The 21,553-nt window shown below is 69.2% G+C and carries 26 protein-coding genes and 2 pseudogenes; 4 read left to right on the top strand and 24 right to left on the bottom strand.

From position 1 onward, the window contains the following. The 4 genes and pseudogenes from DQW85_RS01510 to DQW85_RS48030 form a co-directional block, all read right to left on the bottom strand. Positions 1-460: recombinase family protein (locus DQW85_RS01510; RefSeq protein WP_240196851.1), on the bottom strand; the 460-nt coding region annotated here is incomplete at its 3' end. Positions 461-519: 59 nt separating this feature from the next. Next, positions 520-723 carry a DUF6183 family protein gene (locus DQW85_RS47510; RefSeq protein WP_205314788.1) on the bottom strand — a complete coding sequence of 68 codons (204 nt, stop codon included), beginning with the start codon at positions 721-723 and terminating at the stop codon, positions 520-522. Beyond that, a complete protein-coding gene (locus DQW85_RS48035; protein WP_420819133.1) occupies positions 693-1,328 on the bottom strand; it encodes a DUF6183 family protein in 636 nt (211 codons plus the stop codon). Before DQW85_RS48035 ends, DQW85_RS47510 begins: the two co-directional genes overlap by 31 nt. Further along, positions 1,253-1,614, bottom strand: a pseudogene (locus DQW85_RS48030) (DUF6183 family protein). Before DQW85_RS48030 ends, DQW85_RS48035 begins: the two are co-directional and overlap by 76 nt. A gap of 496 nt (positions 1,615-2,110) precedes the next feature. Between DQW85_RS48030 and DQW85_RS44015 the strand changes: the two are divergent. Further along, a complete protein-coding gene (locus DQW85_RS44015; protein WP_162794643.1) occupies positions 2,111-2,287 on the top strand; it encodes a hypothetical protein in 177 nt (58 codons plus the stop codon). A gap of 45 nt (positions 2,288-2,332) precedes the next feature. Here DQW85_RS44015 and DQW85_RS01500 read toward each other — a convergent pair whose 3' ends face one another. The 5 genes from DQW85_RS01500 to DQW85_RS01480 all read right to left on the bottom strand — a co-directional run bounded on the left by DQW85_RS01500 (position 2,333) and on the right by DQW85_RS01480 (position 4,745). Further along, complete coding sequence (locus DQW85_RS01500; protein WP_113698681.1) at positions 2,333-2,938, bottom strand: Chromate resistance protein ChrB; 606 nt, start codon at positions 2,936-2,938, stop codon at positions 2,333-2,335. Positions 2,939-3,004: 66 nt separating this feature from the next. Then, positions 3,005-3,262, bottom strand: coding sequence for a VIT1/CCC1 transporter family protein (locus DQW85_RS01495; protein ID WP_113698680.1), 258 nt, complete (start codon positions 3,260-3,262; stop codon positions 3,005-3,007). A gap of 187 nt (positions 3,263-3,449) precedes the next feature. Further along, entirely contained in the window at positions 3,450-3,659 is a 210-nt protein-coding gene (locus DQW85_RS01490; RefSeq protein WP_113698679.1) for a hypothetical protein, read from the bottom strand. Continuing rightward, a complete protein-coding gene (locus DQW85_RS01485; RefSeq protein WP_113698678.1) occupies positions 3,656-4,438 on the bottom strand; it encodes a COG4280 domain-containing protein in 783 nt (260 codons plus the stop codon). The genes DQW85_RS01490 and DQW85_RS01485 overlap by 4 nt, the downstream gene beginning before the upstream one ends. 79 nt (positions 4,439-4,517) lie before the next feature. After that, positions 4,518-4,745, bottom strand: coding sequence for a hypothetical protein (locus DQW85_RS01480; RefSeq protein ID WP_205314785.1), 228 nt, complete (start codon positions 4,743-4,745; stop codon positions 4,518-4,520). Positions 4,746-4,748: 3 nt separating this feature from the next. On the opposite strand from DQW85_RS01480, the gene DQW85_RS01475 reads away from it, so the two are divergent. Together DQW85_RS01475 and DQW85_RS01470 are read left to right on the top strand one after the other, a co-directional pair. Continuing rightward, positions 4,749-5,660, top strand: coding sequence for a C45 family autoproteolytic acyltransferase/hydrolase (locus tag DQW85_RS01475; protein ID WP_113698677.1), 912 nt, complete (start codon positions 4,749-4,751; stop codon positions 5,658-5,660). Positions 5,661-5,786: 126 nt separating this feature from the next. After that, on the top strand, positions 5,787-6,797 hold the full coding sequence (locus DQW85_RS01470) for an ABC transporter substrate-binding protein (RefSeq protein WP_113698676.1): 1,011 nt from the start codon (positions 5,787-5,789) through the stop codon (positions 6,795-6,797). On the opposite strand, the gene DQW85_RS01465 is transcribed toward DQW85_RS01470, so the two are convergent. After that, positions 6,794-7,594 (bottom strand): substrate-binding periplasmic protein, encoded by an 801-nt coding sequence (locus tag DQW85_RS01465; protein ID WP_113698675.1) that lies wholly within the window; start codon positions 7,592-7,594, stop codon positions 6,794-6,796. The two genes, DQW85_RS01470 and DQW85_RS01465, sit on opposite strands and share 4 nt — an antisense overlap. Next, positions 7,591-8,919 carry a hypothetical protein gene (locus DQW85_RS01460; RefSeq protein WP_113698674.1) on the bottom strand — a complete coding sequence of 443 codons (1,329 nt, stop codon included), beginning with the start codon at positions 8,917-8,919 and terminating at the stop codon, positions 7,591-7,593. Before DQW85_RS01460 ends, DQW85_RS01465 begins: the two co-directional genes overlap by 4 nt. A gap of 197 nt (positions 8,920-9,116) precedes the next feature. Between DQW85_RS01460 and DQW85_RS44010 the strand changes: the two genes are divergently transcribed. After that, positions 9,117-9,383: a hypothetical protein gene (locus tag DQW85_RS44010; RefSeq protein WP_162794642.1), complete on the top strand. Its 267-nt coding sequence runs from the start codon at positions 9,117-9,119 to the stop codon at positions 9,381-9,383. A gap of 654 nt (positions 9,384-10,037) precedes the next feature. Here the strand turns inward: DQW85_RS44010 and DQW85_RS01455 are convergent. The 13 genes and pseudogenes from DQW85_RS01455 to DQW85_RS01410 all read right to left on the bottom strand — a co-directional run. Beyond that, positions 10,038-11,069 carry an asparaginase gene (locus DQW85_RS01455; RefSeq protein WP_113698673.1) on the bottom strand — a complete coding sequence of 344 codons (1,032 nt, stop codon included), beginning with the start codon at positions 11,067-11,069 and terminating at the stop codon, positions 10,038-10,040. A gap of 568 nt (positions 11,070-11,637) precedes the next feature. Next, positions 11,638-12,834: a methyltransferase domain-containing protein gene (locus DQW85_RS01450; RefSeq protein ID WP_162794641.1), complete on the bottom strand. Its 1,197-nt coding sequence runs from the start codon at positions 12,832-12,834 to the stop codon at positions 11,638-11,640. Positions 12,835-12,845: 11 nt separating this feature from the next. Continuing rightward, positions 12,846-13,784 carry a radical SAM protein gene (locus DQW85_RS01445; protein WP_240196850.1) on the bottom strand — a complete coding sequence of 313 codons (939 nt, stop codon included), beginning with the start codon at positions 13,782-13,784 and terminating at the stop codon, positions 12,846-12,848. A 530-nt stretch (positions 13,785-14,314) separates the two neighbouring features. Then, entirely contained in the window at positions 14,315-14,584 is a 270-nt protein-coding gene (locus DQW85_RS01440; protein WP_162794640.1) for a hypothetical protein, read from the bottom strand. Positions 14,585-14,644: 60 nt separating this feature from the next. Then, positions 14,645-15,850: a helix-turn-helix domain-containing protein gene (locus DQW85_RS01435; RefSeq protein ID WP_162794639.1), complete on the bottom strand. Its 1,206-nt coding sequence runs from the start codon at positions 15,848-15,850 to the stop codon at positions 14,645-14,647. A gap of 418 nt (positions 15,851-16,268) precedes the next feature. Then, positions 16,269-16,430 carry a hypothetical protein gene (locus DQW85_RS44005; RefSeq protein ID WP_162794638.1) on the bottom strand — a complete coding sequence of 54 codons (162 nt, stop codon included), beginning with the start codon at positions 16,428-16,430 and terminating at the stop codon, positions 16,269-16,271. Positions 16,431-16,572: 142 nt separating this feature from the next. Further along, complete coding sequence (locus DQW85_RS01425) at positions 16,573-17,577, bottom strand: substrate-binding domain-containing protein (protein WP_113698682.1); 1,005 nt, start codon at positions 17,575-17,577, stop codon at positions 16,573-16,575. 61 nt (positions 17,578-17,638) lie between these two features. Further along, positions 17,639-18,160, bottom strand: coding sequence for a GH39 family glycosyl hydrolase (locus DQW85_RS47495; RefSeq protein ID WP_275888157.1), 522 nt, complete (start codon positions 18,158-18,160; stop codon positions 17,639-17,641). Continuing rightward, a complete protein-coding gene (locus DQW85_RS47490) occupies positions 18,115-18,819 on the bottom strand; it encodes a GH39 family glycosyl hydrolase (protein WP_275888156.1) in 705 nt (234 codons plus the stop codon). The genes DQW85_RS47495 and DQW85_RS47490 overlap by 46 nt, the downstream gene beginning before the upstream one ends. 18 nt (positions 18,820-18,837) lie before the next feature. Next, positions 18,838-19,218, bottom strand: a complete 381-nt coding sequence (locus tag DQW85_RS45510) for a hypothetical protein (RefSeq protein WP_205314782.1) — start codon at positions 19,216-19,218, stop codon at positions 18,838-18,840. A gap of 6 nt (positions 19,219-19,224) precedes the next feature. Continuing rightward, complete coding sequence (locus DQW85_RS45505; protein ID WP_205314781.1) at positions 19,225-19,371, bottom strand: hypothetical protein; 147 nt, start codon at positions 19,369-19,371, stop codon at positions 19,225-19,227. Between the two features lie 4 nt (positions 19,372-19,375). After that, the gene (locus DQW85_RS01415; RefSeq protein ID WP_240196849.1) at positions 19,376-19,543 is read right to left on the bottom strand and encodes a hypothetical protein; all 168 of its coding nucleotides are present in this window, start codon (positions 19,541-19,543) and stop codon (positions 19,376-19,378) included. A 231-nt stretch (positions 19,544-19,774) separates the two neighbouring features. Then, a pseudogene (locus tag DQW85_RS01410) lies at positions 19,775-21,553 on the bottom strand (hypothetical protein); the annotation flags it as partial.

Raw genomic sequence — 21,553 nt, 5'->3', positions numbered from 1 at the left:
GGATCTGCGTGGGGGTGAGGGAGGGGCGGCGGCCGCCGCCCCGTCCGCGGGCGCGGGCGGCGTCCAGGCCGGCGCGGGTCCGCTCTTGAATGAGGCGGCGCTCGAACTGGGCGAGTGCGCCGAAGATGTGGAACACCAGCTCGCCGCCGGGGGTGGCGGTGTCGAATCCCTCGGTGAGGCTGGCGAAGGTGACGCCGCGCCCGGCGAGGTCGTTGATGGTGTCGATGAGGTGCTTGAGGGAGCGGCCGAGCCGGTCCAGCCGCCAGACCACGAGCGTGTCGCCGGAGCGCAGGTAGTCCAGGGCCTTGGTGAGTTCGGGCCGGTCGTCGCTGGCGCCGCTGGCGGTGTCGGTGTAGATGCGGGCGCAGCCGGCGCGGGTGAGGGCGTCGTCGTGCTGGAGGTCGGCGTTTATGAGGTGCGATGATTGTCGGTTTCCGAAGTTGGCTGCACAGATTCTCAAAGCCGTGTGCACAGATAGCTGAGCGCTGAGATCCCAGGGCGCCCGGGACCGGTGCAAGATCAGTCCGTGTCGGTTGCGGCGAGCAGGCGTAGTCGTTGGTTGTCAGGGTCCAGGGCTGCGATGCCGATGTCCCAGGCGACCTGCTCGAACCATTTCGTGGTTGCGGCGAAGGTGTACCATGCCTGGACTCGCTGTTCGGCTTCGGTGAAGGTCCGCTCGCCCGGGGTCCCACTCAGGCCGCTGAGCGACTGCCATGCTGCCAATCAGCCGTACGCCCCGTAGAGGCCTTGGTTGTAGGCGCATCCCGTGGACGCAACCTGGACGCGGCGGTGAACAACATCTGCCATGCCCGAGAAGGTGGACAGGAAGAAGCCGACAGCGTCATCTGCCGGCCGAGCCCGGCGAGGCAGTCGAGGTTCAGCGCCGTCAGCACGCCGATGATCGAACAGACGGGTCCGTCGAGCTCGAACGATCTGGACTCGATCCGGCCGTTCGATTCCTGTGCCCAGTTCGTGACGGCGCTATCGATGGTCTCGGAAGTCTCGGCCGCGCTGATCTCCCGGGCTGAAGGTGGAGCGGTGCCTTTTCTCTGGGGGGTCGCTGGTCCTTCGTCTGACGGGCCGAAGGGAAGTGAGTGGCTGGAGCCGCGAACGCTGTAGCCGGGAAGCCCGTGCCCCTCTTCTACTGGTGAGCGTCTCAGGGGAAGCCACCGCAAGGGGTGGTGGCTCCAGTGCGGAGACGTGGCCCACTCCGCGATCGCCGGCCAGTCTTCGACGACCGCGTCCCGGAGGACTAGTTCATGGACGAGGCAGGTCCGGAGTTCCTCCGAGCCGCCCCGCTCCGCAGCCGCCGACGAAGACCGGTGCACTCCGCCGAACGGTTGGAGGCAAGGAGTGACGCCAGGTACCGCGCCCTCTTACGGTCGCCTTCGCTGGCTACCGACAGAAGGCGGAGCGTCTGCCCCATGTGCTCAGGCCCGGCGGCGACGGTCAGAAGACGCAGACGGAGTCGAACGCGCTTCGGTACTGCCAGACCGGATTAGCGGATGTCCCGAACTGCTTGATAAGGGCGATTCCAAGATCTGCGACGAACGTGGCGTCACCCTGGGCCAGCCTCTGCTCCACCAGGTCGCGCACGCTGTTCACGTCGTCCATGCTCGACAGGGCTTCAACGGTCTGTTTGACCGAGTCGGACATGCTCCGAGCGTACGCGGTTCGCGATCTAGACCAGCCTCCGGCTGTCTCAGAAACCCTCGATTACCAGCTCAGAAAGAGCGTTGAAGTTCCCGCCGAAGCTGCTCTGCGCTGTGTCGGAGCTTTCTCCAACTCGCGCCTGACGGCACGACGCCATGGCGTTCCTGTTCGACGCTTTTCCAGGGGTTCGGTCGACGATCGGCCGTGCGCTGGCCCGGGCCACCTCTGGCCGGTCTGCGGACAGGCCAGCCTCCGGGGAAAGCCGGGTCGACTGGCTACCTCCAGCAGGCCAGGTCGGCCGTCTACCTCCCGCAAGCCGGCCGGACTCTGCCTGCGGAGAGCCCCTGGACACCGCATTGAGGGAGATGGCGCGGAGTGGAGAGCTCACCGATCTGGTGAGCGGACAGGCCGGGGCGTTAGTCTCACCCGTGCCGTCCCCACCGAGGCAGGAACCCACATGACCATCCTGCAGTACGTCGGCGCCGTCCTCATCGTCCTCGGCGTCGGCGAATTCCTCCTGTTCCGGTATCTCGCGCCCAGCCGCGAGAACATCGCCCGCCGGATCAAGCTCCTCTACGCCAACGCCGGCCTCAACGTCGGCGTCGGCATGCTCCTGATCGCCATCGGAGGCTGACCGGGGAGGGGCCCATCGTGATCACCTTGACCGGGCCGGGCTCCGTCACAGGCCCGGAGAGTGGGGGAGGTCGGCCGATCCGCCGGTGCGCTCGAAGACGTCGGCCTCGAAGTGCTCCAGCAGCACCTCGCACTCGGCGACCTTCCTCCGGGCGAGGTCCTTGCCCTCGGCGCCCATCCAGTCGCGCCCCTCGACCTTGTCGAGCCAGCGGCGAAGCTTCTCGAGGTCCTGGCGGATCTCCTCCGCCTCCTCGAAGGTGTAGTTCTCCCGGAAGCGCTCGAACTCGATCTCCTTGACGAACTTGGTGTCGCACTCCTCGACGATCTCGGCGTACTCCTTGGCCGACTGGCCGCGGAAGCCCTCGACGAACTGAGCGCGTGCGTCGTCGTCGACGTCGGCGAGGGTGAGGAAGATGCTCGACCCGCCGAGCTCCTCGATGCGCTCCCGCACCCGGAGCATCGCCGCCCGGGTGTCGTCTCGGTCCGGCAGCACGCAGACTGCCTGCTGCACGTACAGCGCGCCCATCCGCTTCAGGTCGCGCCAGACCGCGACCCGCGCCCGGGACGAGTCGCTCGGCACGCGGTAGATCAGCAGCAGCCACGGTCCGTTGGCGGCGTCGGGTTTGGCGTTGCGAGGCACGCGCGGGGGCATGGCACAACGCTATACCCGATTCAGAAGGGCCGAGGACTTCGAGCAGCTCCGCGCTCATCGGCGCTGTCAGCCGACCGCGGCACCGACGAGCAGGCCGATCCCGAAGGTGACGGCCGCGGACAGGGTGCCGAACAGCAGCTGCCGGGTGGCGCCGAACCAGAGCGGCCGGGCGGTCAGCTTGGCGGTCAGGCCACCGGCGGTCAGGAGAGCCAGCGCGCTGAGCGTCAGGGCCATGGCCAGACCGCCGAAGCCGAACAGGAACGGCGCCAGCGGGATAACGCGCCGACCGAGAACGCCGCGAACGACGACCTTGCCGCCACCCACGGCGACGGCAGGTCGTCGGGATCGACGCCGAGTTCCTCGCGGACGTGCACGCGCCACGCGACGCCTTCGGCGACGGGCACCGCGCTTCGTGTCACTTCCCGTTGCGGGCCGGCGGGCTGGAAGGCCGCTGAACGACGAAAGGGGCCCGTCGGCGCCGACGGACCCCTTCCAACGCTGCCTTGCGAGCCTATTTCCTGACGTCGACCACAAGGCTGATCACGAAGGACACGAGCAGCAACGTGCCGCCCACCACCGCGCCGACACTGGAGGGTGCCAGGCCGGTCAGGGTGACGACGAGGGTGATGGCCAGCGCCAGGACCACGGCCGCCGCGATCTTCCAGTCGTCGCCGATGATGAAGTCGTACCAGAACCTGCCGAAGCCCTTGAGGTAGCTCATCCGGTCACTGTCTCCCTTCGCTTGTTCTTGATCCCGGGCAGGGTCCGCACCAGCACCTGGCTGACTACCGCCCATGCCGCGAGCAGCCCGAGGATGGCCCAGTCGTCTCCTGGCCAGTGCAGGCTCTCGCCGTCGGCGATGAACACGCCCAGCCCCTCGACGGACCAGTACGCGCCGAAGGACGCCAGCAGCAGGCCCACGCCGTATTTGAGGGTGTTCTCGGGCACCATCGCGAGAGGCTTGTGCAGGATCAGGCCGACGACGAGCACCAGAAGGCCCGAGACCACCGCGCCGCCGATGGCGGCGGGCATGTTGTCCGCGCTGAGGCCGAACGTGATCACGATGAACACGATCTCGACGCCTTCGAGGAACACTCCCTTGAACGAGACCACGAAGGCGAAGGTGTCGATGCCGAAACGGCTGTTCGCCGCCGCCTGGCGCGCGGCGGCGGTCTGTGCCGCGAACTCCTCCTGCTCGTCGTGCAGAGCTTTCAACTTCGACGACCGCAGCACCGCCTTGCGCAGCCACTGCAGTCCGAAGATCAGCAGCAGCGTGCCGACGACGAGTTGCATCAGCGACTCGGGCATCCACGTCTTGAGCGCGTATCCGGCGGCGAAGGTGAACACCGCCAGAGCCACTATGGCGGCGGCCACGCCGGCCAAGGCGGAGCGCCAGCCCCGGGTGACACCCATAGCCAGCACGATGGTCAACGCCTCGACGAATTCGACGATCGAGGCCACGGATATCGAGGCCACCAGGCCCCACGTCGTACCGGTCACCGGCCGCTCCAGAGGTAACAGATATTGATTTGTAGCAGATGTTTCACCATTGGTGCGGCCGTGTCAATGGGGTCTGGGCTCACCAGCTGTCGCGGAGTGTCAGGGCCAGCGCGTCGGCGAAGAAGTCGGCGCTGTCGGTGGTCAGGCACATCGGTGGTTTGATCTTGAGGATGTTGAGGTGGTCGCCGGTCGGCTGGACGATCACGCCGAGGCTGAGCAGCCGCTCGCAGATGGCCGCGGTCTCCTCGGTGGCCGGTTCCAGGCTGGTGTGGTCGCGGATGAGTTCGACTCCCAGGTACAGGCCCATGCCGTGGACCGCGCCGATGATCGGGGTGGCTTTCGTGTCGGTTACGGCGAGATAGCCGGGCGGCGCCGCCCCAGGGGTGGTGCCGGACTGCGGGCCTGGCAGATCGGCGCGTTGAACGCGCGCACCGAGATCCTGGCCGCGAGCGCCGTACGGAACGGCGCCTCGGTCTCACGGGCGGAGTGCTCGACCGCAGTGCACCTGCCCCACGACGGTACGGCCCCGCACACCATCCAGACGTGGGACTGGCACGACCATCTCCGCGATGTCCGGCTCGTGTGGGCCTACCAGCCCAGGCCGGGCCACCAGGTCCGCACGTTCACCGAGCTGGGCGTGCTCGCCAAGATAGGCCTCAACAGCCGCGGCATCGGCGTCCACTTCAACATCCTGGAGCACGACTCCGACACGGACGAGATCGGCGTCCCCGTCCACCTGGTCGCCCGCCGGATTCTCGACGAGGCCGGCGCCGTCGACGAGGCACGCGACATCGCGGCGTCGGCCCATACGTCGGCCTCGACCGCCATCACCGTGGTCGGCTTCGACCAGGGGCACGCCCAGGCCGTGTGCCTCGAACTCTCCCCATCGGGCCTCGGTGAGGTCCGGCCGGAGGGGGACGGCACACTCGTGCACACCAACCACTTCCTCGACCCCGACCTGGCCCGCGGGGACCGTGTCTTCAACGAAGCCGACAGCCACGACCGGCTGGCGGCGCTGAGCGAGCGCCGCGTGGCGCTGCGGTCGGCCGACCTGACCGATCGGGCGGCGGCCCTGTCGTCGCACGCGCCTGACGGGGCCGCGCTGTGCGCGCACCCCGCGGAGGGCGCGCCGATGACCAGCCGCTGGGAGACGCTGATGACGATCAGCCTCGACCTCGAGGGGCCCGCCTGGAGTTCCACGAGGGCGGCCCGTGCGGAGTGACCCCCAACACCTGGCAGTCGCTCTGACCCGGTCCGACCGGCGTGATCCATTGCGTGACACTCGTGACGGGGTGTCGAATGGATCCGGTACGTCGGGCGAGATGTCGGCGATCCCCTGGGAGGGGCGATGAGGCCGTTGGCCATCGCATTGGTGGCGGTCCTGATGGCCGCGGGCTGTTCGGCGCCGAGACGGGACAAGATCACGGTCGCGTGCGGCGCGAGCGAGCGGTGGTGCGCGATGATGGTCAAGAGGTTCTCCGATTCCACCGGCGTGGAGGCCGACTTCGTCCGGTTGTCGAGCGGAGAGGCGCTGGAGCGGATCAAGGGGGCCAGGGCACGACAGGAGTTCGACGTCTGGCATGGCGGTCCGGCCGACTCCTACGTGGCCGCCAAGAGTCAGGGGCTGCTGGAGCCGTACAAATCCGAAAAATCCGGTGAGATCCGGCAGGGCTGGGCTGATCGGGAGAACGCCTGGAGCGGGGTCTACGTCAGCGTGCTGGCCTTCTGCAACAACACCAAGGAGCTGGCCAAGCGAGGCATGCAGCCGATCCGCTCCTGGCGGGAGCTGCTGGACGAGCGGCTGCGCGGCAGTGTCGCCATCGCCCATCCGGCCACCTCCGGAACCGCCTACGCCGCCCTGTGGACGCAGGTGGAGCTCAGCGGCCGCGATCAGGACCCCGCGCTCGGCTACATGCGCGGCCTCCACCCGAACGTGCTGAGATACAACACTGCCGGCAGCGCGGCCGCCTTGCAGGCAGCCAAGGGAGAAGCGGCGGTCGGCGTCGTCTTCTCCCATGACTGCGTCGCCGCCCAGGAGCAGGGCTATCCGAACCTGAAGGTGACCTTCCCGCAGGAGGGCACCGGTTACGAGCTCGGCGGCCTGGCGGTGCTGGCTGGGGCCCACAACCCCGACAGCGCACGCAAATACGTCGACTGGGCGCTGAGCGGAGCATCCCAGCGGCTGGGGCCGCTGGTGAAGTTCTACGCCCTGCCCACCAACACCAGGATGCCGGCGCACTCCAAGGCGGTCGACCTGACGACGGTCAAGCTGGTCTCCTATGACGTGGAGGTCGCCGGGCGCGCCAAGCAGGCGCTCGTCGGCAGGTTCAGCGCGGAGGTCGCCGGGCCGCCTGCCTAGGAGCAGCCCTCGAACTGCGGCACCGAGACCACCGACAGGTCGATGCCCGACTTGCCGAACCACTTGTCCAGCAACATGTTGGCTGTGCCGTCCTGGTACATCTGGGTGATGGCCCGGTTGAGCTCCTCGCAGCCGTCGACGTCGCCCTTGCGAATGCCGATCGACGTGCGTTGCTCGTTGAACGTCGCGCCGACCAGGTGCAGGTCGACTCCCGGCTTGGTGAGCAGCCCCGCCAGAATCTGGGCGTTGGTGGAGATGGCGTCGATCCTGCCGTCCTTGATCATCTCCAGGCAGACGTTGTAGTCCGGCGCCGGGACGGCGATCGCCTTGACCCGGCGCTCATCGACGATCCGCTGGGCGATGTTCGTGCCGCGCACCCAGCAGATCTTGCGGCCCTCCAGGTCGCGGACGTCGCGGATGACGCCCTTGTCGGCCGGCCGTATCGCGATGTCCTGGAAGTCGACGTGGTACGGCCCGGCGAAGTCGATCACCTTCTTCCGCTCCGGGGTGACCGACATGTGGGCGAAGACCAGGTCGGCACGCCCGTCGGTGAGCACGGTGAGCTGGTCGCCGGCCTTGATCTCCAGCCAGCGGATCCGCTTGCCCAGCCGGGAGGCGAGATCCTCGGCCACGTCGATGTTGAAGCCGTCGTAGGCGCCGTCGCTCCCCTTGAAACTGATCAGCGGGACGTCGGAGCGGATGGCGACGATCAGCTGGTCGTGGTCCATGAGGGATTTCGGCCGCGCGGCGCCGCAGGCGGTGAGCAGCAGGATCAGGCAGATCAGCAGTCTTCTCACCGGTACTCCCTGAGTCGTGGCCAGACGCCGATCAGGATGAGCATGGCGCCGCCGGCCAGCCCGGCGGGGATCGACCGCCACAGCGTCTCCAGGGCTCCGTCGCCGCTGTCGATGGCGCGCTCGAAGTCGGACTCGTGCCGCCGGACCAGCTCCTCCAGGACCTTGTCGTAGCGTTCGTAGGCCTGGGTGAGCTCGCCGTCCCAGAACTTGATCGCCGCCTCGGCCGCCGTGGTCCGCATCCGGGCGTCGGCCTGCTGGAACCTCTGGTAGACGGCGAAGAGTCGTTGCCGGTCCTGGCCCGTCAGGCCGCCGAGCAGTCCTTGGAAGTTCGCGTGCAGCTTGCTCTGGTAGTCGGGCAGGCTGGTGGACTCGACGGCCGCGACCGTCCGGGACTTGTCCAGGAAGGTGTGTTCGTAGGTGTCCCTGCGGAAGCGGTCGAGCAGGTAGCGGCTCTGGTCTCCGTGCATGCTCCTGCTGATCGCCCGTGCTCTGCTCAGGGTGAGCACCGAGTCGAAACCGCCGCGCTTGGCCTCCTCCAGCGCCTGGCCCTGCCGGTTGAGCAGGGCCGTGCCGGTCAGCAGACCGGCCGCGGTGAGCACGGTGGCGACCACCAGGGCCGGCGCGAAGACCCGGCGGAACCTGCTGGTCAGGTAGGCCTGCAGGCCCAGCAGGCAGGCCAGCGCGAGCAGCCCGGTGACGATGACGGCGGAGCGGGCCAGCGAGGTGGCCGAACGCTCGGCGTCGTGCGCGCGCCTGACGATCGTCCCGGTTTCCAGGGTCAGGTTGTAGGCCTGGGGGAGCAGTTCGCGGTGCATGAGGTCGGTGGCCCTCTGATAGGCCGCGACCACGTTGTCGGGCGGCTGTCCCGCACCGTGCTTGGACTGCATGTCCAGCAGCCGGGCCTGGGCCGCCAGCCGTTCGTAGCGGCCCAGCCCCTCGATCAGCGACTCGACCGTGCGCTGCTCGGCGGGGTTGTCCAGGGCCAGCCGGTAGGCCTTGAGCAGGCTCTCGGAGATCTCCAGCCGCCGCTGGTCGTAGCTCGTCAGGTCGGCCTGCTGCTGCGGGCCGTACTCCCTGCCCAGCAGCAGGGTCTCGGCCACCAGCGCGTCCATCTCCGACATCTGCCGATGCAGGCCCGTGGTGGCGAGCACCTGCGGCCCGGCGTCATGCCCGATGGTGCGCAGGCTGGAGCCCGTACTCGCCGCGCCGGCCAGGATCGCGGCCAGCAGCAGTGCCAATGTCAGGAGGGACAGCCCGGCCAGCGTGCGCACCCGCCCGGAGACCGACTCGTCGCGCCGGACCGGAGGCATCGCGGTCACCGTCATGGCCCGCTCCGGCGGGAGACTGCGGGATCGTTGGTGTGCACCACGCCTCGCGAGATCGACTCGTGCTGGGAAACCGAGCATGGCCGCGGGCGCGGCAGGTCCGCAAGAGGGGGTACGGAGACCGTCACGCCGGGGAGGATGAGTACGGCGTGCGAGCGCCATGGGCTTCCAGCCGGTCGACGAACTACAGTGCCCGCATGGGCAGGGTTCCGCGAGACCTGAACTACGGGCATGATTGGCCCGTTCCGGGGTTCGTCGGGCTTGCGGTGGCGCAGGCCATGTCTCTGGCGGACGAAACCGGCATCATCCTGCTTGAAGCGGCCAGCGCCGCACCGGTGTCAGGGCGACAGGCCGGGCGGATCATTCGGCAACATCCGCACATCACACACTATTCTCGACCGACGAAAGTGACGGTCTGGATTACCTCCAGCGACGCCGGGAGCAGCACCACGCCTGATCGATGAGCAGACGGGCGAGGGCGACTCTGAACCGTCCGAGACCCGGCCTGAGGGCACTGGTGTAGGTGGAACTACCTCAATGCGTACGGCATTCGCCGGTCGGGGGCCGGCTGGGCGGGTGGGTGCGGGTGAGGACGGCTATGGTGGCGATCATGGCGGTCGAGGTGGGTGAGGGGCGTGGTGGACGGGCCTGGAGTGGCTGGTGAACGGCGATCCCGCGCGAGTGTGGGGGGTGCTGGATTCGAGCGCCGATCCGCAGGCCCGATTGACCGCCGCGGTGTATCGGGCGTCGGCCCATCTGCATAGGCGAGCGGGTGCGGGGGTGCGGCGGCAGTTGCTGGCGTTGGAACCGCCCGGTTCGGGGACCGGGAGCTGTCGGCGCGGATCGCCGCGGTGCCCGTGGCGGGCGAGCCGGCGGCGCGGTGGACGGTGGAGTGGGCGACCGGCACCCGGGTCGATGCCCGCTTCCGGCAGGTCCTGACCGGCCACGCCGACGCGGTGAACGCGGTGGCGACGGCGGCCATGGTGGACGGCCGCCCGGTCGCCGTGACCGGCGGCGACGACAGGACCGTGCGAGCTCGTGGTGGGCTTCGGCCGGGAGGTTGCCGTCCTGTCGCCGCGCTGACCGCTGACCAGGTGGGCGCGGACCGGCTCGTCCGGTCAGGGCAGAGGCTCCCGATCGCCGATCGCGGCGAACGCCGTGGCGATCCGCGCCCGGTCGTGACAGCCGATGGTGAGCAACCGGTGCAGCAGCAGCCGGGCCTTGTACGGGTTCAGGTCGCCGCCGGGGATCAGCCCGCTCGCGAGCAGGTCGCGCTCGGAGCCCGGAGAGCTGTAGGTCCGGGTGAGCACGGGGCCGTTGCCGATGCGGGAGGTGAGGACGACGGGGATCCGCTCGGCGAGCCGGCGCAGCCGCGGCACGAGCCATTCGGGTACGTGGCCGACGCCGAGGGCCGCGAGGACGAGGCCGTCGCAGTGGCCGTCGAGCAGGTCCAGCTGGGTGCCGTCGTCCCCGAGGGTCACCGTGTGCAGCGCGACCCGCACGGCACTGGTGCTCGCCGCTCCTTCGTCGCCGGGCGGGCAGGCGGTCCGGTGGGGGAGCCGCTGGTACAACCGCACCCGTCCCTCCGCGACCAGACCGAGCGGGCCGCAGCCGGGGGAGGTGAAGGCCGCGGGACTGACGGTGTGGCTCTTCTGGACCGTGCGTGCGGCGTGCACGTCGTCGCCGAGAATGACGACGCAGCCCGACCCGCGCAGCCATGGGCCGGCCGCCGCGATGACGGCGGCGTTCAGGTTGGCGGGTCCGTCGGGGCCGGCCAGGCTCGCACCGCGCATCGCTCCGGTGACCACGATCGGCGCGTCACCACGGTGCAGCAGGTCGAGATAGAAGGCGGTCTCCTCGATGGTGTCCGTGCCCTGGACGACCACCACGCCGTCCACTGCCTTGGAGTCGAGTTCGGCCCTGATCTCGGCGTGGAGCGCGTCGAGGTCCGCCAGCGACAGTGAGGCGCTGGGTAATCGGCGGAAGTCATGGACCAGCAGCCGGACACCCAGGGCGTCCAGCCCGGGGACGTTTTCCAGCAGTTCCTTGGCCGACAGGGCGGGGACCGTCTTGCCGGTGGCCGGGTCCGTGACCGTGGCGATGGTGCCGCCGAGGGCGAAGACCGCGACGTTCCGACCGTTCAGTGACATGGGGCTGCTCCATCTGCCGGCGCTGGTGCCGCGCCGTCGTGTCCGGGGTCGTGGCTGTCAGTGGGCCAGTTCCTCGCCGGTAGGTATTGCGTACAGTACATCGGGCGGCACCCACCCCTTGCCCGTCTGAGGGCTGACCGCCGACGCCCGCCCGGGCACAAAGGGCCTCGCTGCGCTCGGGCTGCCCTACTTCGGGCGGGCTTCGCCCGCCGCAAGCCAGATCGGCCGTCCACCTCCGGCAAGCCAGGTCGGCCGTCTAGGCGAGGTCGGCCGTCTGCCTTTCGCAGGCCACTCAGACTCTGCCTGCGGAGAGCGTCCGGACACCGCATGGAGCGAGATGGCGCGACCTGAGGGTCCTCCGGTTGCCCTTGACCGTTGGTCAAGAGGCCATCTGGATGACCGTGGATGGCACGGAGTGGAGAGCTCACCGGCCTGATGGGCGGACAATGGTTGAGGCGCGAGTCTCACCCATGCCGTCCCCCATCGAGGCGCCCCTAATGGCAAGAGCGGCGCCAGGCGTTGGCGATTCGGTAGAGCAGTCCCGAGCCGTTGTCGGCTCAGTGGGCGTCTATGTCGTGGGCCGCGAGGATATGCCCTGATCGAGCCATACGGACTGGCTATCGGCGGTGACTGTGAGCCGGTAGCGGTCGCGGTCTGGCCGACCGTCCCGCAGCCACCGCATGTAGGCATCCTGGAGGTCGTCCCACAGCCGGTGTGTGCCGCCTTGGACGATGTCGGTCCGAGCCTGGCCGGGACAGGCGGTGGCCAAGGCCCAGCCGTTGTCGTTCAGGTCGCGCAACCGCATGGTCCACATCCACTCGCCGGGATCGTGCTCCTCCCATCCCGCGGACGTGATCGTGACGCGCGGGGCGTGAGCGGCGAGAGCGAGCCCGAAGCCGTGCTGAAGCGCCTGGTAGGGCTCGCGCGGGTCGAGCAGAGTGGTGCTGGCGGCGCCCTCGTCCGGGTAGGCGGGCCACTTGGTGGGGCGTCGCTGGGAGCGCATCATCATGAACGCTGCGCCGCCGCGGAACACGCCGACGGCGGTGCCGTCGTCAAGGACGTCGAGGCGCAGCTGCTCGCCCCACTGGCCGTGGGGCGTCATGTACGGCGCGACGATGACGCCTCCGGGCCTGCTCTGCTCGACCCAGGTGTACGGGATGTCGCGCACCCCGCAGGTGACGTGCACCCGGTCGTACGGGGCGTGGTCCGCGGCGCCGAGCGCACCGTCGCCGACCAGCGTGAGTGGGGAGCGGCCGGCCGCGGTGAGGTTGGTCGCGGCCGCCGCGGCGACGCCGGGGTCCACCTCGACGGTGACGACTTGGTCGTCACCGATCCGGAAGCCGATCATGGCGGCGGTCCAGCCGGTGCCGGTGCCGATCTCCAGCACGCGGTGGTGGTCGGCCACCTCCAGCAGCCGCAGGAACTCTGCGGCGATGTGGGGACAGGACAGCGAGGAGGTGGCGGGTGCCCGCACGTCGGCCACGTCGGTGCTGCCGTCGCCGCGCTGGGTGATGATCGCGGAGTTGGAGTAGACGGCCTCCCACCAGGCGCCCGGGTCGGCGTCAAGGTCGATCAGATGCTCGGCGGTGTCGTCCATCGGCTGGGCCCAGGCCCGGCCGGGGACGAACAGGTGCCGGGGCACGTTCCGCAGCGCTTCGCGCCAGCATGCGCTGTCCGGGTCGTCGTAGGGCAGGACCCCGGCGTTGGCCAGGTAGTGGGCCAGGCGCTCGATACGGTCGAGGGCTCGACCGGCTGCGGTCTTCACGGCGGCTACCTCTACTTGGGCTTGCAGCTGACGTCGGGTCGGCAGGGGTTCTTGGGCTTGCACGTCTCGTTGGGGTTGCACCTCATCTTGGGCTGGCAGCTGTCTCCGCCGCCAGGCTGGTCGACGCCAGGGTTGCATCCCGGGTTGCACTGCGGTTCGCACGGTGGCAGGCATGCGTCCGGTAGGGCGGGGGTGATGTGGAGGTCGGCGAGCCGGCGGACGCGCGGCGTGAGGTCGGCGAGTGCCGCGGTGGTGACGTTTCCAGCCGCGAGCCATCGGCTGAGTGGGCACGGGCTGAGGGTGCCGTCCGGCAGGATGGCGGCGATGCCGTCGCCGCAGCGGCCACACAGTTCGGAGGCGTCGCAGGCGCGCCGTGCCGGACGGCCGAGGAGCCGCATCCGGTCGACGCCCATGTTGGTGACGCCGAGGTCGGCGAGCCGGGCGCTGGCCTGTTCGACGCGCTGGTCGTCGCCGAGGTCGATGATGCCGGCGCGAATCGGGATGCCGAGCTCGACGGCCCGGGCGATGTTGGACTCAATGCGGGAGAGCGTGTTCCGCTGGGTGATCGTCATGTGCTGCGCGGGGTCGTCGCTGTAGTAGCTGGTGGCCAGCCGTACGCCGGGCTGGCAGAACGTGCCCCACAGGGCGTCGGAGACGTACACGAGGTTGGAGTACACCTCCACCTGTACGCCCGCGGCGAGCGCGTGGTCGACGAGCGCAGGCAGTGCCGGGTGGAGTGTCGGTTCGCCGCCGATGAACTGCACCATGGACACGCCGAGGCTGGCGGCCTGGTCGATGACCACTGTCCAGTCGGCGGTGGTCATGCTGCCGTGTGTTCCTTCGGGGCCGGACTTGGCGTAGCAGTGGGTGCACTTCAGCTGGCACTTGCCGGTGATCTCCAGCCAGAGGAAGTGGAGCGCAGGCTGGGGAATGCTGTCGGCGATGGTCACGGTGTCCCTCCTGTCAGGCGTCGTTCCGTTGTGATGGCCGAGTGGATGGCCCCATCTCGAAGTCCATCGCATCCCCTGAACTGGGGTGTTGCGACGACCAGTAGAAGGGAAGCGGAAACGGGCGGGGCCAGGTCCGGCACAGCACAGCGAGAGTGCCGAACGTGTGATCGGTGGCCCCGGCCCCGTCGTCCCTCCACGAGCCGGGGGGCGGGGCCACCCGCCCGGACCTCCACGCCTTGGCAGTGGCGGCCGGGCAGCTCAGCAGGGCCACGAGTGGGCCCGCCGGTTGTGGATCAGCGATGCCTGGTGGGCGAGCGCTAAGGCCAGCGACGCGGCGTCGGGCCGGGTGAAGTCCCGCTGGACTCCGGCGGCCGTCATCCCCGGTGTGATCGGCCGCCTGAGCACGGCCGTCCACGTGTCGTTGGCTATGTCGTACTGGATGTCCCAGCCTGGGTAGGTGGTGCGCAGTACGCTCAGCTGCTGAAGCGCGCGGTGGCCGCGGGGAACGATGTCTTGTCTGACGGACAGGTTTACGAGGCGACCTCAGGGAGCACGTGAGTGACTCGGTCGGCCACTCCTGAGACGTCGTCGATCAACCCAGACACCGGTCTCCATGGCCACCGGCCCACGTTCACCAGGCAGGCAACCATGCCGTTCAGCCCGTGATCGTCGGGGAGGACCACCCTCAGACGAGGACGCTCTCTCGCGCCCCGCAGCTCAACATGCCACTCGCGCTCGGCGAGTTCGGCGCGCAACCGCTCTGAGTGGGCCTTTGCGTCAAGGGCGGTCTCGGTCTCCATGGCCACGCAGCGTAGGCAGCTCTGCGCGCTGGGTTTTCACAGGTGTGAAATGGGCCGGGTTTAGTCGAGGACCACTCCCATGCGGGAGGCCATGGCCCTGAGCTCCCGGTTTTCGGCGGCTGCTCTGCCCTGCCTGAAGATCACACCGACCACTTCGCGGACCGGCCCCGAATTACGGATCCGCTGTGGCGCAATCCGCTCGGCCAGCGCCAACTGCGTCTGCGCATCTCGCATCTTGCGCATGTGCGCCAGTGCGCGCCCGTAGTCAGCATGGAAGGTCGCACGCCGCTCCCTGTTGATCAGCTGATCTGGTTCGAGCGTGGCTGCCACGTGCACCGCGCGGCCGTAGTCGCCTCGCTCGATGGCGATGCCTACTTCCCAGATGCCCACGTTGGTCGGCCCGAAGCAACCCCAGGCGTCCGGAGCCTCGCCTACTCGGGTGGCGATCTCCCGAGCCTCCGACAAGTGCGCGTTGGCCCGATCGTGCTGGTGAAGCACCGCGGCAAAGAGCGCGCACGACAGGTGGAGCTGCCCGTAGGTCTGCGCCGCGGTCTTCGAAGTGAGGTTCGGCTGCAAGCGGTCCGCGGCTCGCGAGGCCATGATCAGGGGACGGTCCCATGTCGATTTCGGCATGTTCAGCGCACGAGTGAAGGCCACCTGCGCGGAGACCACGGGGTCGTCGAGGAGCCGGGCCACCTCCAGGGCACGCTGCGCCGCCAGGTAGGCGAGATCGCCGTAGCCGAGATGCCGTAGCGTCATCCCGGCCGCGTGGCAGGTCTCGATCAGCAATGCGAGCGCATGCACTCTCCCAGCCTCATCGGCGAGTGCCACATGGGCGTGGAGCTCGCCGAGCAGGTCCGCGGCCAACTGGCCACGTCGTACGTAATCGCCGCTGTCGCGACTGGCCGCCAAGGGGCCTGCGACCAAGGCGGCGAGGTCGGGAAGCGGCCTGGCCAGATCATCGGCTGGATCGTCGAGGTCGTTGCTGGTGAGGGCGGACCGCAAGGCAGGTACCACAGCGTGCGGAGCTGCCTGCTCGACATTCGACGAAAGGTGAGGTCCGCCCACGATGTCTGTCTCCGACACACGCAACGCCGTGGCCAGAGCTGCGATGTAGGAGCGGCGGTCGAGCGATCGTAGTCCCCGTTCGGCCATGGACAGATAGCTCGTGCTCATCCCGGCCTGCCCGGCGAGTTGGGCGAGACTCATTCGCCGCCACTTGCGCAAGGCCCGCAGCCGCGCGCCGAGGGTGATCTCGTCGTACATCAGCCCTGTGCCTTCCTGAAGTCGCGACCTCAGGCTACGGTGCAGGGCCCTTCTGTTGCGATGGATCAGTTGGAGTGGATTCGGTTGCGGCCTCGCCATCCCCGTCCTGTCGCCTCGCGAATGGCGCCGGAGCTTCGTCCGGCGCAGGTAGGGTCATCGGCGGGTTTTTCCAGCCTGTAAGCCTGCAGAAACCCGCCGGATGACCCTTCCGCTCTCTGCTTGCCTCGTGACCTGCGCTTGTGCTGGACAGCGCAGGGTTCTCGCCCCTGGCGCGCCGAAGATGGCCGGCGCGCCAATCAGAGTCCGACCCGGCAGAGCCAGGTCCGCGACCAGGGCGAACGGGTCAAGCTGATCCGGAGACATGTGGAGCGCTTTGACGATCACGCGCTCCTTGCGCCTGTCTGCTGCGCGCGGCCACTCAGAACCGCCTATGAGCGAGACTGAGTGATCCGCGCGCCACCGGTTTCCGGTTGGTGAGCTGGTCTGTCACCACCACCAGCCGCCGCGCCAGCCCCAGCCGCCGCCGCCCCACCAGCGGCGACGGCAGCCGCCGCCCCACCAGCGACGACGGCGCCACCACGGGTTCTGCTGGAAGCCAACCTGAGACAGATGTGTCCTAGCCATGTTTCCTCCCCCGCAGGCTAGTTGGCCCAAATTCGGACATTACACCCGAACTGCATGCATCGCGAGATGCTCGTTCAGTCGGTTGGCCGCCGGGGATGTCAGTCCCAGCAGTGCAGACGGCCGAAGAAGGTGTTTTTGGACTCGACTCCCTGGGCGGGCTGGTCGGTGATGAGCCTGACGCCGGTGTCGGTGTAGCCGGACACCTTCGTGCCGGACTCGGCGAACTCGACGACGGACTGGACTCCCAACTCGGCCATCTTCAGCGGGTACTGCTGCGAGGTGGCCGCGATCTGGCCGTTCTTCACGGCCTTGACCCCGGTGCAGCCGCCGTCGACCGACACGATGAGCACGTTCTTCTCCAGCCTCCTGGCTTTGAGGGCGGCGTAGGCCCCGAAGGCGGTGGGTTCGTTGACGGTATACAGCACGTTGATGTCCGGGGTCTGCCGCAGGCAGTCGTCCATCGCGGTCCGGCCCATGGTCCGGTCGGCGTACGTGGTGCGGGAGCACACGATCGAGGGGTCACCTTCGGCGATGCCGAAGCCCTGCAGGAACCCGGCGTGCCGCAGCCGGCTGGCGGAGCTGCCCGGCCTTCCGTCGAGGATCGCGATCCTGACCGGCTTGTCGGCCATCACGGCCTTGGCGTACGAGCCGATCAGCTGGCCGGCCTTGAAATTGTCCGTGGCGAACAGGGCGTTCGTGGCGTTCTGCGGCTTGGTGGGGGTGTCCAGCGCGATGACCAGCACTCCGGCGGCGCGGGCCTTCTTGATCGACGGGACGATCGCCGCGGCGTCGTTCGGCGTGATCAGGATGCCCTTGACGCCCGCGCGCACCATGTTCTCGATGGCGGCGGCCTGGGTTTCGTTGTCGCCGTTGAACCTGCCGGCCGCGGTCACCAGGGTGGCGCTCTGGGCCGTGGCCATCGCCTGCGCGCCCTCTTTCATCGTCACGAAGAACGGGTTCGTCTCCGTCTTCGTGATCAGCCCGACCTTGATCCCGGGTTCCCCGGCCTCGCGAACGACGGCGGGGCCGCAGCCGCCCAGAGCCACCGCCGCGGCGACGGCGCAGGCCGTGACCCCGGCGGCGGTTCGTACGGTGTGACGCATGACAGGTTCCCAGGTCTCTCGGATGATCGTCGACATCGGTGAGAGTTGCCTTCACCCTGTGTCAGGATGTGTGACTTTTCCTGAGAAGGCGTCCATATGATGGCAAGGACTTGGCAAACCGGGGAGCCCAGACGGCGCCGATGTCGCTGTGCTCGGCGTCTATCCGCAGGTGGCGCAGCTCGTACGGCCCGGCGGGCGGCACCGAGAGGTCGAGGTTCACCCGCCTGGCCAGTTCGGCGCTCCCCGCGGCCTGGGAATGGTTCAGCGTGCCGTTCCACACCAGTACGCCGACGGTGCCGTCCTCCTGCCTGGCCGCCCATGCCTCGACGCCCGCCACGTCACCCGCCAGGGCCACCGGCAGTTCCTCGGTGCCGAGCCGTTCGGCCAGCGCCAGCGCGAAGTACCTGGGCTTGCGCAGGTTGCCGACCGTCAGCAGGCCGAACCCGCCGTGCAGCAGCCGCGGCGGGCGGCCGAGCTCCTCGAAGTGGTCGGAGACCACCCAGTGGGCCAGCGACTCGACCCTGCCCGCCACCGCCTTCATGCCGTGCAGCAGGAACGTGGCGCCGAACGGGCCGTCGCCGATGCCGTGGAAGTGGGTCGGTGTCGGCCCCCACTCGGTCCACCAGATCGGGGTGCCCTCGCGGCCGTGCCTGGCCAGGGCCGGCCGCCAGTCCAGCGGCGCGTGCCGTAGGTGTGGGTGGAGACGAAGTCCAGCGGGGCGCCCGAGGCGTCCACGTGGTCCAGCAGCTCCTCCACCCAGCCGTTGGCCGCCGAGGCGGGGCCGCCGACCCGCAGGCCGGGGTGGACCGACTTCACGGCGGCGGCGGTCACGTCGTAGAGGCGGAAGAACTCTTCAGGGGTGCCGGACCAGAAGACCTCCAGATTGGCCTCGTTCCACACCTCGAAGGCCCAGTGGTCGACGACCTCGCGCTCACCGTACCGCTCGACCAGGTGCGCGGTCAGCGCTCTGACCAGCTCGGCCCACCTGTCGTAGTCCTTCGGCGGGGAGATGATCGCCTGGTAGCCGAAGACCGTCCTGCCAGGGTCGGCGGCCAGGTCGCGCGGCATGAACGACAGCTCGACGACGGGCCGCAGGCCGAGCCCCGTGATCGTGTCGTACACCTCGTCGACCCTGGTGAAGTCGTGGACGGGCACGCCGTCCACCTCACGGTAGACGCCGAGGTCGTCGCAGAGGATCGCGTGCGCCCGCACGGCCCGCACACCCAGCTCGTCGTGGGCCAGGCGCAGCGCCTCGGCGAGCTACGCGCCGATGGGCCTGCCGCCGGTGTGCTCGGTATTGAGCAGGTGGGACAGGTGCTCCGAGCCGATCATGGGCCGCCACGGCCTGGGCAGCGTCCTGGTGACACGCTGGGTGTCGACGGCCAGGTTCACGCCGCCGCCGCTCACGATCGGCCCGGCCTGCGCCTCCAGCGGTCTGGCCTGCGCCCCCAGCGGCCGGGCGTGCGCCTCCGCCGAGAGGGGGCCGATCTGCTCCATGGTGGCGACGGCTGCCACGGCGTAGGCGCCTCCCCGCGTCCCGGTGTCGACGTACCGGCACGCGGGCACCGCGGCGACGTCCACGTCGGGCTGCCGCACCGGCACGCCGTCCCTGTGCACCAGGCATCCGATCGCGCCCGGCACCGGATCTCAGGTCAGCGTCACGTGCCCGGCCCCGGGCGCGGCACGCAGCCCGGCGGGGGCCGCCAGCTCGATCCGTTCGCCCCGCGCGACCTGGCCCGACGCCTGGTGGATCCGCTGCTGCCAGTCGAGGCGTGCGGCCTCGGCGCTGCTCATCCAGTCATCCCCGATCTGTCGTGCTGTCGTTTTGCCTGGCGTGTACGTCCCACTCCTCCATGCCGAGCACGGGACGGAGCCTGGCCTCCACGCCTCCACCCGCGAAGTAACGGCGCAGGTGGTCGCGGGCCAGGACGTTGCCCAGGGCGGCCATGACCATGCCCTGGTCCAACGCGAGGTAGTGCTTCGAGACGACTCCGGAGCGGACGGCGACGGCGTCGTAGAACCCGCCCTTGCCGTAGGAGTCGGCGGGAGAACGCCCGTAAAGGGGTCGTCACCCGGATGACACCGCCGCGATCCACCAGGACCGCCTCGACGGCGGCCCGGTCGCCGCCGGACCCCTGGACGAGGCGGCCGGGTACGGCGGGGCGACGGGATGGCGTCCCGCCGTACCCGGTCCTCGTCAGCGGCCTACGGCGTAGGCGCGGGTGATCGTCTGTTTGACCTGGTCACCGGTCGGGGTGGTGGCGGTGGCTCGCAGGGAGACGAACCCGTCGGCCGCCGGATTGGTGATGGTCGTGCTCCAGCCGGTGGCGGTGCGCCGGAGCTTGACCGGTTGCCAGGTGGAGCCGTCGTCGAAGGAGGCCTGGACGGTCAGGGTGTCGGCCTGGGCGCCTTCCACCCGGATGGGCAGCGTGGTGACCGATCCGGTGGCGGCGCGGTTGTGATCATCCAGTCCTTCGGGCGTGTAGCGGACGGCGGGCAGGCTGAGGTTCTGGAGGTCGTCGGTGTGGCCTGACTTGAACGTCCAGGTGGCGTCGACGGCGGTGCTCAGGCCGGCATGGGGCGCGTCGTCCCGGTGGAGCGATGCGGCGATCTTGTAGGTTCCGGTCTCGGCGGGCACCGTGGCCGAGATGGCGCACCGTTGCGGGAAGGGGCACTTGTCGATGGTCGTCTCGCCGAGGATGGCGCCGGCCTTGGTGAGTACGGCCTTGCCCTTGGCGGTGGCGTCCCAGCCGGTGCGCCCGGCGGTGCCGCTGCTGAACAGGCCCTGCGGCATGTAGTAGAGCCGGTCGCCCTTCCGCTGCACGTGCGGGGACGTCGGCCCGGTGACCGCCGCGTTCCAGACCTCGGTGGCGGGCTTCCTGCCGAAGGTGACGCCGGTGGTGGACTCCGCGTAGGCGCGTTTCGGCCCGTTGCTGAACCCGCTTGCCCAGAGAAGGTCGCGCCCGGGGGTGACGTAGCTCGTCAGGGTGCCGGGCGACGGCACGGCCGTGTCGGTGTAGCCCAGAGAGAAATCGGATCCGCGCATGACCGGGACGCGGTCGAATGCGGCCGGCGCGGGGACGCGTTGCGCCCGGAACCGCGTATTGATCTTCACCAGTCTGGCGGTGCGGGCCCGCAGTCCCGGATCGGCCGGGAAGCCGCCCACCCGGTGGTCGACCAGGTCGTAGCGGTAGGGGCTGAGGTCGGTGTCCTTCTTCTGCCAGACCGTCCTGGCCATGAACTCCAGGCCACGCTGGCGGGAGGGGAGGACGAAGTTGCCGGAGTTGGGGTCCGCATCGGAGGTGGTGGTGCCGAACTCCATGAACAGGTCTCCTTCCCTGTACATCCCGCTGATGACCAGGAATTGCTGGGGGGCTGCCGTGGGCTCGTCCACCGAGAAGCGGACCTGACGCGCCTTGCGCGCGTCGAGCACGATCTCCTCGTCCTTCGTGCCGATGTGCGCCTTCGTGTGGCCGCTGGTGGTGGCCTCGCTTTCCTCGGTCAGAAAGGAGATGAGGTTCCAGTCGCCGCTCGGCAGGCGCAGTGTGCCGGTGCCCTCGTTGTTCATCTTGACGGTCTCGAACCGGTTGCTCTTCAGGTTGTACGCGAGAACGTTGGGCCGGGCCGGTGGCGTGCCGTCGCGGCCGATGGCGGTCACGGTGAGGTTGTGGGACTCGGGTTCTATGAAGGCGCCGGCGAGGGTGCGGATGACGGAGTCACCGATCTTGGCGGTCACCACGCCCGGGTGGTTGCCGGTGGCCAGGCCGCTCTTGAGGGTGAGGGTGACGGCGGCGTTGCCGTGCGCGGGAATCTCCAGCCGGTCGGTTGACAGGGTGTAGGGGCTGTCGGAGGTCAGGGTGAGGGTGACCGGCTGGTCGCCGGTGTTGGTGTAGGAGAGTTGTTTGGTGACCGGGTCGCCGCCGGCGGGCCAGCCGACCATGGCCGAGATGTTGGCCGAGTCGGCGACCACGTTCTG

The sequence above is a fragment of the Nonomuraea lactucae genome (genome assembly GCF_003313395.1).
Classification (GTDB): domain Bacteria; phylum Actinomycetota; class Actinomycetes; order Streptosporangiales; family Streptosporangiaceae; genus Nonomuraea; species Nonomuraea lactucae.
This window is presented reverse-complemented; position numbering and strand designations above follow the sequence as displayed.

Bases quoted from the DNA above. Each gene is read 5' to 3' on its own strand.
- DQW85_RS01460 (WP_113698674.1), bottom strand. From the start codon at position 8,919: ATGACGGTGACCGCGATGCCTCCGGTCCGGCGCGACGAGTCGGTCTCC.
- DQW85_RS44015 (WP_162794643.1), top strand. From the start codon at position 2,111: ATGACCATCCTGCAGTACGTCGGCGCCGTCCTCATCGTCCTCGGCGTC.
- DQW85_RS45505 (WP_205314781.1), bottom strand. From the start codon at position 19,371: ATGAGCAGCGCCGAGGCCGCACGCCTCGACTGGCAGCAGCGGATCCAC.
- DQW85_RS01425 (WP_113698682.1), bottom strand. From the start codon at position 17,577: ATGCGTCACACCGTACGAACCGCCGCCGGGGTCACGGCCTGCGCCGTC.
- DQW85_RS01490 (WP_113698679.1), bottom strand. From the start codon at position 3,659: ATGAGCTACCTCAAGGGCTTCGGCAGGTTCTGGTACGACTTCATCATC.
- DQW85_RS01435 (WP_162794639.1), bottom strand. From the start codon at position 15,850: ATGTACGACGAGATCACCCTCGGCGCGCGGCTGCGGGCCTTGCGCAAG.
- DQW85_RS01500 (WP_113698681.1), bottom strand. From the start codon at position 2,938: ATGCCCCCGCGCGTGCCTCGCAACGCCAAACCCGACGCCGCCAACGGA.
- DQW85_RS44010 (WP_162794642.1), top strand. From the start codon at position 9,117: ATGGGCAGGGTTCCGCGAGACCTGAACTACGGGCATGATTGGCCCGTT.
- DQW85_RS01480 (WP_205314785.1), bottom strand. From the start codon at position 4,745: ATGGGCCTGTACCTGGGAGTCGAACTCATCCGCGACCACACCAGCCTG.
- DQW85_RS01470 (WP_113698676.1), top strand. From the start codon at position 5,787: ATGAGGCCGTTGGCCATCGCATTGGTGGCGGTCCTGATGGCCGCGGGC.
- DQW85_RS01440 (WP_162794640.1), bottom strand. From the start codon at position 14,584: ATGGAGACCGAGACCGCCCTTGACGCAAAGGCCCACTCAGAGCGGTTG.
- DQW85_RS01455 (WP_113698673.1), bottom strand. From the start codon at position 11,069: ATGTCACTGAACGGTCGGAACGTCGCGGTCTTCGCCCTCGGCGGCACC.